General features: G+C 65.8%; 13 protein-coding genes. 8 read left to right on the forward strand and 5 right to left on the reverse strand.

Annotation, left to right across the window (positions count from 1 at the left end; translation table 11 throughout):
• The first annotated feature begins 1135 nt into the window (after nucleotides 1–1135).
• Nucleotides 1136–1282, forward strand: coding sequence for a hypothetical protein (locus tag NOF53_RS12450; protein ID WP_255968649.1), 147 nt, complete (start codon nucleotides 1136–1138; stop codon nucleotides 1280–1282).
• Nucleotides 1283–1303: 21 nt separating this feature from the next.
• The gene (locus tag NOF53_RS12455; RefSeq protein ID WP_255968651.1) at nucleotides 1304–4393 is read left to right on the forward strand and encodes a Tn3 family transposase; all 3090 of its coding nucleotides are present in this window, start codon (nucleotides 1304–1306) and stop codon (nucleotides 4391–4393) included.
• A gap of 87 nt (nucleotides 4394–4480) precedes the next feature.
• On the opposite strand, the gene NOF53_RS12460 is transcribed toward NOF53_RS12455, so the two are convergent.
• Both NOF53_RS12460 and NOF53_RS12465 read right to left on the reverse strand, forming a co-directional pair.
• The gene (locus NOF53_RS12460) at nucleotides 4481–5404 is read right to left on the reverse strand and encodes an NAD-dependent epimerase/dehydratase family protein (protein WP_255968653.1); all 924 of its coding nucleotides are present in this window, start codon (nucleotides 5402–5404) and stop codon (nucleotides 4481–4483) included.
• A complete protein-coding gene (locus NOF53_RS12465) occupies nucleotides 5401–6078 on the reverse strand; it encodes a TetR/AcrR family transcriptional regulator (protein WP_255968655.1) in 678 nt (225 codons plus the stop codon). The genes NOF53_RS12460 and NOF53_RS12465 overlap by 4 nt, the downstream gene beginning before the upstream one ends.
• 77 nt (nucleotides 6079–6155) lie before the next feature.
• Between NOF53_RS12465 and NOF53_RS12470 the strand changes: the two genes are divergently transcribed.
• Genes NOF53_RS12470 through NOF53_RS12480 form a run of 3 tightly spaced genes read left to right on the forward strand, consistent with a single transcriptional unit; the run spans nucleotide 6156 to nucleotide 9291 of the window.
• The gene (locus NOF53_RS12470) at nucleotides 6156–7703 is read left to right on the forward strand and encodes an MFS transporter (RefSeq protein WP_255968657.1); all 1548 of its coding nucleotides are present in this window, start codon (nucleotides 6156–6158) and stop codon (nucleotides 7701–7703) included.
• Nucleotides 7613–8524, forward strand: coding sequence for an oxygenase MpaB family protein (locus NOF53_RS12475; protein ID WP_255968659.1), 912 nt, complete (start codon nucleotides 7613–7615; stop codon nucleotides 8522–8524). The genes NOF53_RS12470 and NOF53_RS12475 overlap by 91 nt, the downstream gene beginning before the upstream one ends.
• Nucleotides 8521–9291 (forward strand): class I SAM-dependent methyltransferase, encoded by a 771-nt coding sequence (locus NOF53_RS12480; protein ID WP_255968661.1) that lies wholly within the window; start codon nucleotides 8521–8523, stop codon nucleotides 9289–9291. The genes NOF53_RS12475 and NOF53_RS12480 overlap by 4 nt, the downstream gene beginning before the upstream one ends.
• A gap of 92 nt (nucleotides 9292–9383) precedes the next feature.
• Here the strand turns inward: NOF53_RS12480 and NOF53_RS12485 are convergent, their stop codons facing one another.
• From NOF53_RS12485 to NOF53_RS12495, 3 genes are all read right to left on the reverse strand, one after another.
• A complete protein-coding gene (locus NOF53_RS12485) occupies nucleotides 9384–9710 on the reverse strand; it encodes a tyrosine-type recombinase/integrase (RefSeq protein WP_255968663.1) in 327 nt (108 codons plus the stop codon).
• A 91-nt stretch (nucleotides 9711–9801) separates the two neighbouring features.
• Entirely contained in the window at nucleotides 9802–9957 is a 156-nt protein-coding gene (locus NOF53_RS12490; protein ID WP_255968665.1) for a hypothetical protein, read from the reverse strand.
• A gap of 878 nt (nucleotides 9958–10835) precedes the next feature.
• A complete protein-coding gene (locus tag NOF53_RS12495) occupies nucleotides 10836–11087 on the reverse strand; it encodes a hypothetical protein (RefSeq protein ID WP_255968667.1) in 252 nt (83 codons plus the stop codon).
• Between the two features lie 255 nt (nucleotides 11088–11342).
• Here NOF53_RS12495 and NOF53_RS12500 point away from each other — a divergent pair, with 255 nt between their 5' ends.
• Genes NOF53_RS12500 through manD form a run of 3 tightly spaced genes read left to right on the forward strand, consistent with a single transcriptional unit; the run spans nucleotide 11343 to nucleotide 14578 of the window.
• A complete protein-coding gene (locus NOF53_RS12500; RefSeq protein ID WP_255968669.1) occupies nucleotides 11343–12359 on the forward strand; it encodes a LacI family DNA-binding transcriptional regulator in 1017 nt (338 codons plus the stop codon).
• Complete coding sequence (locus NOF53_RS12505; protein ID WP_255968670.1) at nucleotides 12360–13364, forward strand: 2-hydroxyacid dehydrogenase; 1005 nt, start codon at nucleotides 12360–12362, stop codon at nucleotides 13362–13364.
• Nucleotides 13361–14578: a D-mannonate dehydratase ManD gene (manD, locus tag NOF53_RS12510; protein ID WP_255968672.1), complete on the forward strand. Its 1218-nt coding sequence runs from the start codon at nucleotides 13361–13363 to the stop codon at nucleotides 14576–14578. The genes NOF53_RS12505 and manD overlap by 4 nt, the downstream gene beginning before the upstream one ends.
• Nucleotides 14579–14580: the final 2 nt, after the last annotated feature.

Consider the following 14580-nt stretch of genomic DNA (forward strand, 5'->3'; position numbering starts at 1 on the left):
CATCGAACGAGTTGTTCGCGTTCGCTATCGGTCAACATCAACTCAGCCTTCGGGCGTCCGGTTCGAGGCATGCCTCAGAATATCAAGCTAGAGCACGAATTTATGGCGTACGACACTAGAGTCAGTTGCTGCAAGCCGTGAGTACCCGCGGCCAGTGCCCAATCAGCTTCACGTGTCGGCTAGTTGGAGTTCCGGGCGACGTTGTGACCGCCGATGCGGTCGATAGGCGACTTGCCTCGATTCCGTGTGAGAGCGGCAAGAACCGGGGCGATTCACTCCACGACCTCGACCAGTTCGGGGCCGTCGCACTGAGATGCGAAGAGGCCAGCAGCGCCATGCCATCACAAGGTCGACCCTGACACCGCAATCCTGCAGCGCACCGGCCCAGCGATACTGGAAGTTCTGTGATCAGCAACGCTGCACACTCACTCTGGTTAGGTGGGCGAGCCTGTTGCTGCGTGGTACCAGTCCACCATCTTCTGCCACCGTCCCGGTCGTCGCGTCGGCCGACCAATTGCTGGTTCGCGCAGGACGCGCCTTTTGCGCACAATTTGGTTACGTACATTGCGGCGCACGACAAGTCGTGCGCTGTGCCCGAAAAGCCAGTGATCGCGGGTGCGCCGCAGACCGGAAACGGATCTAGCCAACGGTCCGCCCAGAAGAATCAGAAGAGCTATCCCGAGGAGCAGCTGCCAAAGAGCTGTCTGCTGCTTCAGTGCTACTGACAGCGCAGACAACGCACTGGTCAGATCGAACCGTTCCGACAACGGTGACGAAGGCAACGATTGTCAGCGCAAGTGCAGCGAGACATACAGCGGCACAGTCAATCAGTGAGATATGGAACGGTCTGCCGTTCTCACCCCTGACAAAGGTGACAACGATCACCGGGATTGCTACCGTCACTGCCGAGACAATGTTGTCTCTCACGACACGGCTGATGATCCTATTTTCGCTGCCGAAGACATCCCATCGGCTCAGCACACGGCCCAGGCGGGCCGCGTCGGCCCCGACTCCCGCACGATATATCTGCCACCTAAGGTTGGTGCCGGCATGTGGGGTCCAGTTACGTGAAAAGTCGCGCTTAGCGGTGTTTTCCTGGTCGGGGCGTACCGGTGGCCGGTGGGATCGTGCGGGCATGGTCGAGGCGGTGAATGCGGCGGCGCTGATCGCCGAAGCGCGGGTGGCTATGCCGCCGGACCCGAGCGAGGTGAGTGGACGGGTGGCGGATTTCGTGAACGGTCTGGTCATCGAGTGGCGGGGTCCGGCCGAGACAGTGCTCTGATCTGGTTGATTCGGTCGTTCGGTGAGTGCGGTTGCGCTGCTGGTGGTTTCATGTGCGGCTGTGCGTGATGAGGGGGCCGTGGAGTACGGCCGGTTCGGTGCGTTGACGCGGGCCGATTTGGAACGGTTTTTCTATCTCGATGATGAGGATCGCAAGCTGATCGCGGAGCGACGCCGCGACAGCAACCGCCTCGGCTTCGCCCTCCAGCTGGTGACTGTGCGCTACCTGGGCATGTTCTTGCCCGACCCGCTCGATGTTCCCGGCGATGTGGTCGCCTATCTGGCCGAGCAGCTCGATATCGCCGATCCGACGTGCGTGAAGTCCTACACCGAGCGCAAGCAGACCCGCTACGACCATCAGGATGAGATCGTCCGCATCGACGGATTGACCGAGTTCGCGCAGGTTGAGGCCGAGTTGGCGGCGTGGGTCGCCGATCAGGCGTGGATGAGTGGCGACGGTGGCAAGGCTCTGACCGCGGGCGCGGTGCGCTGGCTGCGCGAACGATCGGCCCTGCTTCCGGGTGTATCGACCCTGGAACGCCTCGTCACCGAGGGCAAACAGGCCACCGATCAAAGGTTGTGGACGCAGCTGGCGGGGCAGTTGACCCGCAGGGAGGCCGGTGTCCTGTGGGGGCTGTTGGAAACTCGTGAAGAGGGCCGCCGCAAGGTGGTGGAGCTCGAACGGCTGCGCAAGGGCGCGTTCACGCCGACCTTGACCGGGATGCGTCACGCGTTGGCCCGGGCGCGGGATCTGAACGCGGTGGTCCCGGCGTCGGTGGACATCGCCGAGGTGCCGCCGCGCCGGTTGATCGCCCTGGCCGCGCACGGGATCACCGGCAAGACCTCACATCTGCGGCGCATGAAATCGCAGCGGGAACGGTTGCTGGCGTTGTTGACCGCGACGGCGTTCACGTTGCGGGACAAGGCGGTCGACGATGTGCTCGAATTGTTCGACCTGATCATGGTTACCGACCTGATAGCCAAGGCCGAACGCCAGTCCAAAGACGAGAAACTGCGCCGATACCCACGGGTGACCCGCAACGCCGGCAAGCTCACCCGCGCGGTGCGGGTGCTGCTGGAGATGAGCGAGGCCGACCCGGGCCTGTCGCTGGAGCTGGTGTGGGATCTGATCGAGAATACCGTCTCCAAATCCGAGTTGCGGGCCGCGCTGGCCGCGATAGACGAGCTTGTGCCGCAGGCGGATCCGGAGTTCGACGACCAGCGTCCCGAGGAGCTGGCGGGCCGGTTCGCCACGGTGCGGGCGTTTTTGCCCGCGATGATGCGCACGATCGATTTCGGTGCCACCGGCGACGCAAAACCTGTCCTGAAAGCCATGCACACGCTGGCGGATCTGATTTCCCCGCAACGCAATCGCGGGCTGCCTGCCCGGTGGCTCGATGCCCGCCGTGTCGATCACGATCTGGTGGGCGGGGGCTGGCAGCGCCTGGTCTATCCGCCGGAGCGGCCGGAAGAGACCGTGGACCGGGCCGCGTACACGCTGTGCGTGCTTGAGCAGTTCCACCGACATCTCAAGTACCGCAACCTCTTCGCTGAGGATTCCTCGAAATGGCGTGACCCGCGTGCGCATCTGCTGTCGGGGATGGCATGGGAGGGCGCGCGCGATACCGGCATGAACGCCCTGGGCCTGCCGGACAACCCGCAGGCGATGTTGGGCGAGCTGGCCGCGAGTGTGGACGCCGCCTATCGGGAGTTGGCTACTCGCCTTGGTGACGACACTCAGGCCAGCGTGGATGAGGACGGGAAACTGCACGTAGCGTCGTTGAGCGCGATCCTTGATCCGCCCAGCTTGACCAATCTGCGCCGCCGCGCGACGGCGATGATCCCGCGCGTGGACCTGCCGGAACTGGTCTTGGAAGTGATGTCGTGGCTTCCGGAGTTCGGTGAATCCTTCACTCACGTCGCCGGCACCAGTGCTCGCGTCGCCGATCTCGGTGTCTCGGTCGCGGCGGTGTTGTGCTCGCAGGCCATGACTGTCGGGCTGACAGCGGTTGTTTCACCCGGCGCGCCCGCGCTGACGCGGGACCGGCTGCGCCACGTCGACCAGCACTACATCCGTGCCGAGACCATGGCCGCGGCCAACACGGTGCTGGTCAACGCCCAGGCGAGCATCGCGTTGGCGCGGCTGTGGGGCGGCGGCTGCGTCGCCAGCGTGGACGGGATGCGGTTCGTCGTCCCGGTCCGGTCCATCCACGCTCGACCCAACCGAAAATACTTCGGACCGAAACGGGGCAGTACCTGGCTGAACATGCTCAACGACCAGGCCGCCGGGCTCAACGCGATGGTCGTGTCGGGCACCCCGCGCGACTCGCTCAACGCCATCGACGTGATCCTGCGCCAACCCGAGGGCAGCAAGGTGCCCGACGACATCATTTCCGACGCCGGATCGTATTCCGACATCGTCTTCGGCCTGCTGCATTTGCTGGGCCGCAAGTACCGGCCGCAGCTCAAGCACCTGCCCGATCAGCGGCTGTGGCGCATCGACCCGGCCGCCGACTACGGTCCCCTGGACAAAGCCGCACGCGGGCGCATCGACATCGAGAAAGTGTGCTCCCGCTGGGAGGACATGTGCCGGGTGGCGGTGTCGATGAACCGCGGTGAGGTCTCCGCGCACGAGGTCACCCGCATGATCTCCCGCGACGGCAACCCCACCTCGCTGGGGCAGGCCATCGCCCACTTCGGCCGGATTTTCAAAACCCTGCACATCCTGCGCATGGCCGACGACGAACCCTACCGGCGTGAGGCCAAGGCACAAGCGAACCTTCAGGAGGGCCGTCATGACCTGGGCCGCACCATCTTTCACGGCAAGAAGGGTGAGATCACCCGCACCTACCTCGACGGCATGGAAGACCAGCTCTCTGCGCTCGGGCTGATCCTGAACTGTGTCGTGTTGTGGAATTCGGTGTACCTGGACCGGGCATTGGCCGAGCTGCGCGCCCAGGACTACCCGGTCCGGGATGAGGACGCCGCCCGGCTCTCGGCGTTCATCCGCAAACACATTCGCCTGGAAGGCCACTACAGCTTCCATCTGCCCGAACTCGGCGAGGGCCACCGACCGCTGCGCGATCCTGACAGTTCCGACGATGACGACTGACATGGTGTCGGCGCGGGTGCGCTTGCAGCCCGGACGAGGACAATCTCTTTAGGGAGGTCCGGGCGGCGATGTCGGTCGAGGAGGGTGTCAGAGTCTGATACCCGCCGCCGCCAAGTCGTGCCGCAGCGTGCCGATCTCGAGTAGTTCGTGGATCCATGTCGGTGCGGTGATTCGGTGGCGTGTCACCTCCCGCACCGTGGCGGCGGCGACCGCGGCCGTGGCCAGCGATTGTCCACAGCCGGTGGCCCACCGTGTCGGTCCATCGGCGGATCGAGCGAGGACCACCCACCGGTCGCTGCCGGGCATACGCTGCGGCACCAGCGCCCGTAGCGCGGGCGCCCAGGTGAGAGCGGCCAATCCGGTGGTGGCGAGGCGGGAGTCCAATCTCAGATAGGTGCGGACGGGGACCGCGTATTCGCGGGTGAGGCGGTGTTGGTCGGCGAAGTCGGCGCGCAGCGCGGGAAACGGTTGGTATCCGGCTTGTTCGGGGATCGTGAAGTGTGCGGGTTGGGTGAAGTTGCGGACGCTGGTGCCGTCGGGGTCGGCGAAGTGCTGTCCCAGCAGTCGGTAGGTCCAGGCCGTGGCGGCGGGGCCGTGGTGTTCGCCGGAACCGAGCCCGATCATGATGTCGACCGGGCCGGGGGCGCTCGAGAGCACGTCGACGGCGAGCAGGGTGCTCAGGCCGGGCGCCAAGCCGACCCCGAGTACCGCCGGCCCGTCGACGCGCTCCAAGGCCCGCACGTAGTCGGAGGTCGCCGAGATCTCGATGAATACGATCCCGCGGTGGGTGCACTCCTCGGCGAGCCGGATGTTTTCGGCGCCCGCGCAGTTCACCACTGTCGACACCCCGGCGAGCGCGGTTCTGAAACTGTCCGTCGCGGTGAGATCGAGCACCCGGTCCGCCTGTGCCGGGTCGCGTCCGGCCGCGAGTGTCGGGATGCCTTGCGCGCGTAGCAATCTCACCAGGTGAGCGCCGACGGCTCCGTATCCGCCCAGGACCAGCACGCTCATCGGACCTCCTCCGGCGCGGGCGTAGCCATGGAGTCTCCGTGGGATCGTCGCGATGGGAGCAATTGCAGGGTGAGAGCGTCGATGGCCCAGGACTCCCACTCAGCATCGGTCCAGCCGCGTTCGTGGACGAGGAGCCGGTAGGTCTCGGGGGCCAGCGTGGAGAGCGCGATGTCGGCGGCGCGCGCAGCAGTGACGCCCGCGCGCAGCGGCGTCTTGGCGGCGAGGGCCTCGGCCAGGCGGAGCTGGACCAGGTGACGTTGGGCGATGTTGGTTTCCCAGAGCTCGGCGAGTTCGGGGTCGGTCGCCGCGGCCGACCGGATCACCTCGAGCAGTGGGCTGACACGGGTGTAAATCGTTGCCGCCGCCGCGACTTGAAGCCGGATCTGCTCGGCGGGCGCAGCCGCCACGGCAGCGGCGAACCAGGGACGGTCCATGGTGGCGACCGGTTCGGTGTCGCCGGCGATCTCGACGTCGAGTAGCTCGGACAGGATCGCGCGCTTGGTGGCGAAGGTGAAGTACAGCGTCTGTACTGCCATGCCCGCCGCATCGGCAATGGCCTTCATGGTCGTGGCCGTGTAGCCGCGGGTGGTGAACAGTTCCTGTGCCGCTGCCAGCATCTTTGCTCGGTTGGCCGTTGTCTTGGCCGCCCGAACGCCGGTGTTCTTGCCTGTCATGGCCCGAATACTACTTGACTAGAGTGCGACACTAGTGAACTCTGACTGTAGTGATGCTCTAGCGAAAGGGTGTGCTCATGGTGAGCAGAGGTGCACTCGGGGCGAGAGACCGGCTGGTCCTGCTGTTGATCACGATGGTCGAACTGGTGGTTTTCCTGGACACGACCGTGCTGAATGTGGCGCTGCCCAGCATCGGCGCGGACCTAGGGCTCGATGAGGCGGGACTGGGTTGGGTGACCAACTCCTACTTGCTGACCTTCGGCGGGTTCATGTTGCTCGGCGGGCGCGCCGCCGATCTGCTCGGTCCGCGCCGGGTATTCGCGGGCGGCCTCACCGTGTTCACCGTGGCGTCCGCACTGGCCGGTTTCGCCACGGAGCCAATCATTCTCATCGCCGCGCGGGCGTTGCAGGGTCTCGGCGCGGCCGTGGTCATCCCTGCTCAGCTGGCCTTGCTCGCCACGACGTTCACCGACCCCGGCGTGCGCAATCGCGCCTTCGGAGTGTGGAGTGCCATGGGGGCGGCAGGCGCGGCCATCGGCACCGCGGTCGGTGGGCCGCTCACCGACCTGTTCGGCTGGCCGTCGATCTTCCTGATCAACCTGCCCGTGGGGGTGCTGGCGCTGGCGTTCGTCCGGGTGCTGCCGCCGGATCCGGCACGACCGGCTCGGGCCGTAGGTCGGCTCGACGTGCCCGGCGCGATCACCGGTACCGCGGCACTGTTGATCATCGGCTATGCCATCGGCGCGATCGGCGACGAGTCGACGCGCACCCTGGCCGCGGTTCTGCTCGCAGTGGGACTCGCGCTGCTGGCGTCCTTCCTATTCCTCGAAGCGCGCAGCCCCCATCCTCTGATGCCGCTGCGGCTGTTCACGATTCGCCAGGTGAGCGGGTCGGCTCTGGTGAACGCGCTCGTCGGCGCGGCGCATGTGCCCACCTTCGCCCTGCTGGCGCTGTACTTACAGAACACCCAGCACTACAGCCCGACTGAGTCCGGCCTCGCGGTGCTGCCGGTCGCCGTGGTGAACATCGTCATCTCCCGCACCGTGCTGCCCTCCGTGCTGGATCGGCTGGGCGCCTGGCGAGTACTGACCGCGGGCCTGCTGCTGCAAGCCCTCGCCATGGCCTGGTTCGCCCGCCTACCCGATCACGGCAGCTACCTGATCGATGTGCTGCCCGGCGCGGTACTGCTGGGCATCGGCCTGCCCGCCGCCTTCGTCGGAGTCACGGCCCCCGCGGTCACCTCGGTCGACAAAGCCGACGCCGGGATCACCGCGGGCGTCGTCAACACCGCACAGCGCGTCGGGTCGGGGCTCGGAGTCACCGCCGTCCTGCTGATCGCCGAGCTCGCGACCCGCAATTCCACGGCCGCCGACGCCTACCGGGCGGGCCTGAATCTCGCGTTCGCCGGTCGCGGCCGCACTGGCCGCGACCGGCGCTGTGCTCACCGTCGTCCTACTACGCACCAATCCGGCTCCGGTCACGGAGCCGGAATCCGAAACCCCCGCCGCAGTACACGAGTGACCGGAGACCGAAGATGGCAACCAGCAAGCGCAACGTCAAATGGATTCGCGCCGAGATCGAACGACTCGATCCCGAGACCGACAGCGAACAGATCGTCCGACTGACCAGCTGCCAGCTCCTACCGAAGAGCCTGCTCGTCGTACATCTCTTCTATACCGTCGGATTCATCCGCTTCGCCGGCCCACCCGTCTCGGCGGAGTCGGTGGACCGCAACGGCACCGGGATGCTCTACGACCACGGCATCCGCCGCGCCGACGAAACCATGTTCCACCTCTTCTCATGGGTCGACGACGGGGTATCCAACCCCACCAGCATGAAAAGCCTCGACTACGTACGGAACTGGCACTCCGGCGTCGCCCGCGACTGGCCCATGCCGATGCACACCTTCCAGCACAGCGCCGCGGTCTTCACCCTCATCTACGACCGACTGCTGCGACACATCGCGGGGTCTCCCGGACTGAACGAGAACGAACGCCGCGCCCAACTCATCCACTGGCGCAGCGTGTCCGAACGCCTCGGCGTCACCGATATCCCGCACACCTGGCAGGAGATGGAACAACTTCTCGAAACCTATGAACACGGAACCGAATTCGCGTACTCGCCGCCCGGGCAGCGCCTGGCGAACGCACTCGTCGACCAGTTCGCGACCCGGTGGTTCCCCAAGCCACTGCGCTGGTTCGGTCGCTGGCTGGCCCTGGCATTCTCCGAAGAACACGTCATCGACACCCTCGGCATCCCGCGGCCGCCCACCGCGTTCAGTTACACGGTTCGCCGCCTGGCCCGAGTCGCGGTATTCGCCAAACGACACCTGCTGCCGGATCCGCGCGAGGTGCTCCGGCTCAGCGACATCATCACCGCACACAAGGATTCAGCGCTGGTCAACCCCTCCATCCCGGCATCTGGAACCACACGGAGTGAACGATGAACCAGCGATGGGTCCCAGCGCGGTATGCCAGGACTGCCGAATACCTGTTTCCCGCGTCGCAGGAAGCGGTGGCAACATTGGGGCTGCGACGCGGTGATGTTCTGCTGGACAGCGCTACCGGTACGGGAAACGCTGCCGTGGTTGCCCTCGCACATGGGGCACAAGTCATCGGCGTGGATTCCTCACCCGAGCAGATCGCCGCGGCCCGCGAACGACTCCCGACCACGAATGCCGAGTTCGTCGTGGCCGACGCCGCAGATCTTCCGTTTCCGACCGCGTATGCCGACGCCGGGGTATCGGTATTCGGGATCATCTTCGCGCACGATCCAGCACGTGCTCTCTCGGAGTTGGTGCGATGCGTGCGCCCCAGTGGACCGGTCGCATTCACCACGCTCAGCGCGGATGGGTGGCCGAACGGGGCACGAAGGATACTCGCCGACGAACTGAACGCACCACCACCGCAATTCCCGAGCATATGGAGCAATCCCGAAGCCGCCGACCAAGCAGCCGCGAGTTCCGGGCTGGAAACGATCGAGGTCCGATCCCGCTCATTGCGGTTGCCACTGGATGGTCGGCGCAGCCTCGCTGATCAAGTCACCGAGCAGATGGGCGCACTGGCGGCCATGCGAACGCAACTGGAAACCCTCGGCCGGTGGCACCAAGCAAGCACCCGACTGGACGAATACCTCGATGCGTGCACACATCTCGACACCAACACCCCCGAACTGGCCGATCCCTACCTCGTGGTGACCGGGCACAAGCGCTGAACAGAGCACAGACACGCTCATCCGGACCCTTTGACCCTCCTGGACGCCGCACCTGCGTCCCCGGGGGGACGGTCCGAACCTCTGTCGCGTCATCATCTCCGCTTACGAGCTGCTGGGTCGGTGTGGGCCTGCCACCGGATCAGCGCCTCGGCGGACGGCCCCGCATACTTGCCGAGCGATCGCACCGAGGTGTGCCCGCTCATGCGCATCAGCATCGGCGTGGACGCCCCGTCCTCCGCCGCGTGCGTCAACCGGCTATGACGAAGTTGATGCAACGTGAACGGCCCGCGCGCGAAATCGGCGGTGTGATGCTCGAACAATTCGAGGGCCCGCCGATATGACAACCGTCCCCGCAAGGTCGACGGGTCGATATCGCCCACGGCCATACCGGGTTTCGCCTTTCGGTCGGTCAGGAACACCGGCCCGCTCCTGCGGCCGGCCAGCAGCCTCGGCAGCAGTCGCGCGGTGCCGGTCTGCCAGGCACCACATCCCTGGCCCCACCCTTGCGGGTCACCGTGAACACCGGTTCGCCGTATCCAGGTCCGGGATATCGAGCAGCAACAGCTTGTCGGCGCGGGCGGCGGTCTCGTACAGCATCGTCCACAACACCCGCTCCCGCAGCGGCACATCCTTGGAGAGCAGCCCGGTGACCTCGTCGCGAGTCATCGCCCGGGCGATGGTCAGGCGGCACCTTCTGCGGCACCAGCCGCACGAGCGGCTCACCGACCAGCCACTCCTGCGCACGCCAGTACTCGCACGCCGCTCGCAGGGAGGCAAGACGGACGTTGAACGTCTGGGCAGAGCTGCCGCCCCACTTGAACGTGAACCAGCCACCAACCCGCTCGGCCTCCAGCAGACCCACGTCCGAGTCCGCGCCGAAGTCGCGTACGAGCTGATCGAGGGCGACGGCGTACCCGCGGCGGGTGTTGGCGCTCGGGATCGTCGACAAGAACTGATCCACCGCATCCTTCAACCGCACGCCGCGCACCGGCAGCGCCCGCACCTGTCCCACGATCAGTCCTTCCACCCGGCTTATCGGATCCCGATCGGCGCTACAGCAGATAATTTACGGAGTCGCCCGGTGTGGAGCGGGCTGTAGCGCCTGGTCGCGATGGAGGTTACCGCAGATAATAGGCCATTGTCTGCGGTAACTCCTTAGCGCGACTTTTCGCGGATCTGGGCAGTGCCCTGTGTCCGTCCGGACGAAACCCACTGCTAAACAGTCAATCTCGGGAACCAAGAGATGTCAGATACCGCTTAGCGCGACTTTTCTCGCCACTGGACCCCGCATGCCGTGCCGTCGTTCAATCTCTCGGCTGTATGCACCGAGATCATGACGATCAGCGCCACCGCGATCAGACCCGACGAAAGTCGCGGAACATCCAATTCAGTTGTCCAATAGGACAATACAAGCGCAGTTCCCACAAAGATCGAACCCTGCCCTACCGCGACAGCTGCTTTGGCCATCGCCTGGGCATGGGCGCACACACGGGGATCCGACCGACCGGTTGTATGCCACCCCCACACAATGAAGTTGATCCCAACTACCAGCCCACCAAGGACACCCAAGATCGCTGCCGCATCCCCGAAGTGATAGTGACACCGACACGCCACGATGGAGGACTGCCGCCCCACGACCCCTCCCAATTGACGAACGCCAGCATCCCACACACGAGGAGGTACACACCCGCGCCCAGCCCTACCATCTCCGTGATCCGCCCCTGAATGGCCTGCGCATGCTCACGCACCTGCACCGCATCAGGCGCACCCACACCATCATCAACCCCGACGCTCACGTTCCCCCTGTGTTCCACAGCTTCCTACCGGCTGAAGAGCACCCAGAATTTCATACTGGACCGACACAGCACTCCCTCGGAAAACTACGCGTGTGCTCGATGTACTCGTCTAGCACCGCTCGGGCTGGCCACCGCTGATCGGCAAACGCACGGCGCACACGCTTGCTGCAATCCTTGCGCAAGGATTGACAATCTTGCGCAAGCTGACGGATAGTATGTGTCGGCAGTCACAACGAACAGCGAGGCGGTAGCACCGTGGCACCCACCTTGACCGAGGTCGCACAACGCGCAGGAGTATCCCTGTCCACCGCGTCACGGGCGTTCAGTTCCCCAGACCGGATCGGACCGGACACACTCGCGCGGATCATCGCCGTCGCCGACGAGATCGGCTACCGGGCGGCGTCACCGACCCGCACCGACGTCGTACGCCCCACCGCCACCACCGTCGCGGTCGTGGTGCCCGACATCGGACACACGGTGTTCGCGAGCTTCGTGAAGGCGGCGCAGGCTCAGGGGTGGCACCGGCGCCAGACGGTGCTCCTCACCGACACCGACGGCAGCGCCGACCGCGAGCGTGAGGTTCTCGGCGAGTTGCAAGGTCGCGTCGACGCGCTCGTGGTCTGCGCTCCACGGCTGCCCGCATCGGACATCGTGCAGCTCGCCGGCCACACCCCCTTGGTGCTCGTCAACCGCTCGTCACCCGAATGCGATTGCATCGTGGCGGATTCCGAGGACGGAATTCGCCAGGCCATCGACTACCTCGTCGCTCTCGGGCACGAGCACCTCGCCTACGTCCAGGGCTCGCCGCAGTCCTGGTCGAACCAGCGCCGCGTCGCCGCGGTCGAAGAGTTCTGCAAGGCCCGGGATGTGCAGCTGAGTCTGCTCGGCTGGCAGCAGGAAACCCTCGCGGGCGGCCATGCCGCAGCCGCGGGCGTGATCGCGACCGGCGCGAGCGCCGTGATCACACACAACGATCCGATGGCTATCGGAGTGATGAACGGCGTCCGCGCAATGGGCTTCTCGGTGCCGGCGGACCTGAGCGTCGTCGGCATCGACGACTCGCCGCTCGCCGAACTCGCCAGCCCTGCGCTCACCAGCATCAACGTGCCAATGGCACGAGCCGGCGTGCTGAGTCTGGACCTGGTGTTCCAGCGCGCGAACGAGCCGGACTCCGATATCCGAGAAATCCATCTCCCCACTCAACTGGTCGTCCGGGCTTCGGCCGGACCGGCGCACGATCGGGTGTTTCGCCCCGGAAAAGAGAGCCGCTAGATGAAAATCGTTGTTGCCGACAGCAACCTGATTCCGCACCGATCCCGGCTCGAGGCCGCAGTTCCGTCCGATTCGCGGCTGTCCTGGCACGGCAGCTTCGACGAGGCTGCCCTGATCGAAGATCTGCGCGACGCCGACGTCTACGTCGGGGGAAAGTTCACACCGTCCATGGCATCGTCTGCCGAGCGGTTGCGTCTCGTCCACGTCGCGGGTGCAGGAACCGACAACGTTGCCTTCGATGCCCTGACGCCGGACATTCTGGTGGCGAACACTTTCCATCACGAGAAGTCGATCGCCGAATACGTCGTGGCTGCCGCGGTGATGCTCCGGCGCGGTTTCGTGGCCCAGGACAAGGCACTCCGGCAGGGCGTCTGGGCGACCTCGGTCTACGACGACGGACTCGCACAGTCGAATTCGCTGCAAGGCGCACGAGTGGGCTTCGTGGGCTTCGGCCACATCGGCCACGCCACATGGACTCTGTTCCGGGCGTTCGGCGCGACAGGAGCGGCCGTGACCGGTCGTGGCAACGTCGACGCGCCGAGTGCAGGACTGGACTGGGCCGCCGACGTGTCCCAACTCGGGCGTCTCCTCGTCGAATCCGATGTCGTCGTGGTGTCCGCACCGCTCGACGACCGGACGCGAGGCATGATCGGTGCCGACGAATTGCGCGCGCTCGGCCGCGAGGGTGTGCTGGTCAATGTGGGCCGCGGACCTCTCGTCCAGGAGCAGGCCCTGTTCGACGCACTGTCCTCGTCGACCATCGCCGCTGCGGCCATCGACGTCTGGTACGACTATCCCGGACCCGACGGTCGCGGGACGCCCAGCGCTCTCCCGTTCTCCGACCTCCCCAACATCCTGATGACACCGCATTCTTCCGGGGTCACACAACAGACTTTCGTCGGCCGCGTCGACGACATCGCCGACAACATCACTCGACTCGCGCGCGGTGAGCAACTGCGCAACGTCGTCGCACTCGCCGTCGGCTCGAAAGGAACACGAGCATGACCGACAAGATCATCTCAGCGGAGGTGCTGGTCTGCAGCCCCACCCGCAACTTCGTCACTCTGAAGATCACCACCGCCGACGGCGTCGTCGGCTACGGTGACGCCACGCTCAACGGCCGTGAACTGTCGGTCGCGTCGTATCTCCGGGACCATGTCGCGCCCTTGCTGATCGGGCGCGACCCGGCGCGGATCGAGGACACCTGGCAATACCTTTATCGCGGCGTGTACTGGCGGCGCGGACCCGTCACGATGGCCGCGATCGGAGCCGTCGACGTCGCCCTCTGGGACATCAAGGGCAAGACCCTCGGCCAGCCCGTCTATCAGTTGCTCGGCGGTGCCGTCCGCGACCGGGTGCTCTCCTACACCCACGCGACCGGGTGGGACGCGCCCGCGTTGCTCGACTCCGTCGATGCCAAGCGCGCGAACGGCTTTCAGGCGATTCGAGTGCAGTCCGGGGTTCCCGGCCTGGATTCGGTGTACGGCGTGCACCAGGGCGCCGCCGGATACGAGCCCGCGAGCCGCGGCGCCCTTCCGGTCGAGGAAGTGTGGGACACCGACGCGTACCTCAACCATGCACCCCGAATCCTCGAAGCCGTACGTGAACACGTCGGCCCCGACCTCAAATTGCTGCACGACGCCCACCATCGGCTCACCCCGCAGCAGGCCGCGCGGCTGGGGAAGGCCGTCGAACACGTGAACCTGTTCTGGCTAGAGGACGTCACGCCGGCCGAGAACCAGGACGCGCTGCGTCTGGTGCGCAACCACACCACCACACCCCTGGCGATCGGAGAGGTTTTCAACACGATCTGGGACTGCCAGCACCTGATCACCGAACAGTTGATCGACTTCATCCGCGTGGCCATCGTCCACGCGGGCGGAATCAGCCACGTCCGCAAGATCTTCGCGCTCGCCGAGGTGTACCAGGTTCGCGGCGGACCGCACGGCCCGTCGGACGTCTCGCCGATCTCCCTGGGCGCGAGCCTGCACCTCGGGCTCGCGACGCCGAACTTCGGAATCCAGGAGTACATGGGTTACGACCCGCTCGTCAGCGAGGTCTTCCCTCACGCGTGGTCGTTCTCGGACGGGCACCTCACCCCCGGCGACGTTCCGGGCATCGGAGTGAGCATGAACGAGGAACTCGCGGAGCAGTATCCGTACGAGCAGGCCTATCTCCCGGTCGCCCGGCGCCGCGACGGCTCCATGACGGATTGGTGACG

This window comes from Rhodococcus tibetensis (assembly GCF_024438035.1).
GTDB classification, from domain to species: domain Bacteria; phylum Actinomycetota; class Actinomycetes; order Mycobacteriales; family Mycobacteriaceae; genus Rhodococcus_F; species Rhodococcus_F tibetensis.

Excerpts from the sequence above, each read along its gene's own strand:
- NOF53_RS12450 (WP_255968649.1), top strand. The coding sequence starts at position 1,136 with ATGGTCGAGGCGGTGAATGCGGCGGCGCTGATCGCCGAAGCGCGGGTG.
- NOF53_RS12460 (WP_255968653.1), bottom strand. The coding sequence starts at position 5,404 with ATGAGCGTGCTGGTCCTGGGCGGATACGGAGCCGTCGGCGCTCACCTG.
- NOF53_RS12465 (WP_255968655.1), bottom strand. The coding sequence starts at position 6,078 with ATGACAGGCAAGAACACCGGCGTTCGGGCGGCCAAGACAACGGCCAAC.
- NOF53_RS12470 (WP_255968657.1), top strand. The coding sequence starts at position 6,156 with ATGGTGAGCAGAGGTGCACTCGGGGCGAGAGACCGGCTGGTCCTGCTG.
- NOF53_RS12475 (WP_255968659.1), top strand. The coding sequence starts at position 7,613 with ATGGCAACCAGCAAGCGCAACGTCAAATGGATTCGCGCCGAGATCGAA.
- NOF53_RS12480 (WP_255968661.1), top strand. The coding sequence starts at position 8,521 with ATGAACCAGCGATGGGTCCCAGCGCGGTATGCCAGGACTGCCGAATAC.
- NOF53_RS12490 (WP_255968665.1), bottom strand. The coding sequence starts at position 9,957 with ATGACTCGCGACGAGGTCACCGGGCTGCTCTCCAAGGATGTGCCGCTG.
- NOF53_RS12505 (WP_255968670.1), top strand. The coding sequence starts at position 12,360 with ATGAAAATCGTTGTTGCCGACAGCAACCTGATTCCGCACCGATCCCGG.
- manD (WP_255968672.1), top strand. The coding sequence starts at position 13,361 with ATGACCGACAAGATCATCTCAGCGGAGGTGCTGGTCTGCAGCCCCACC.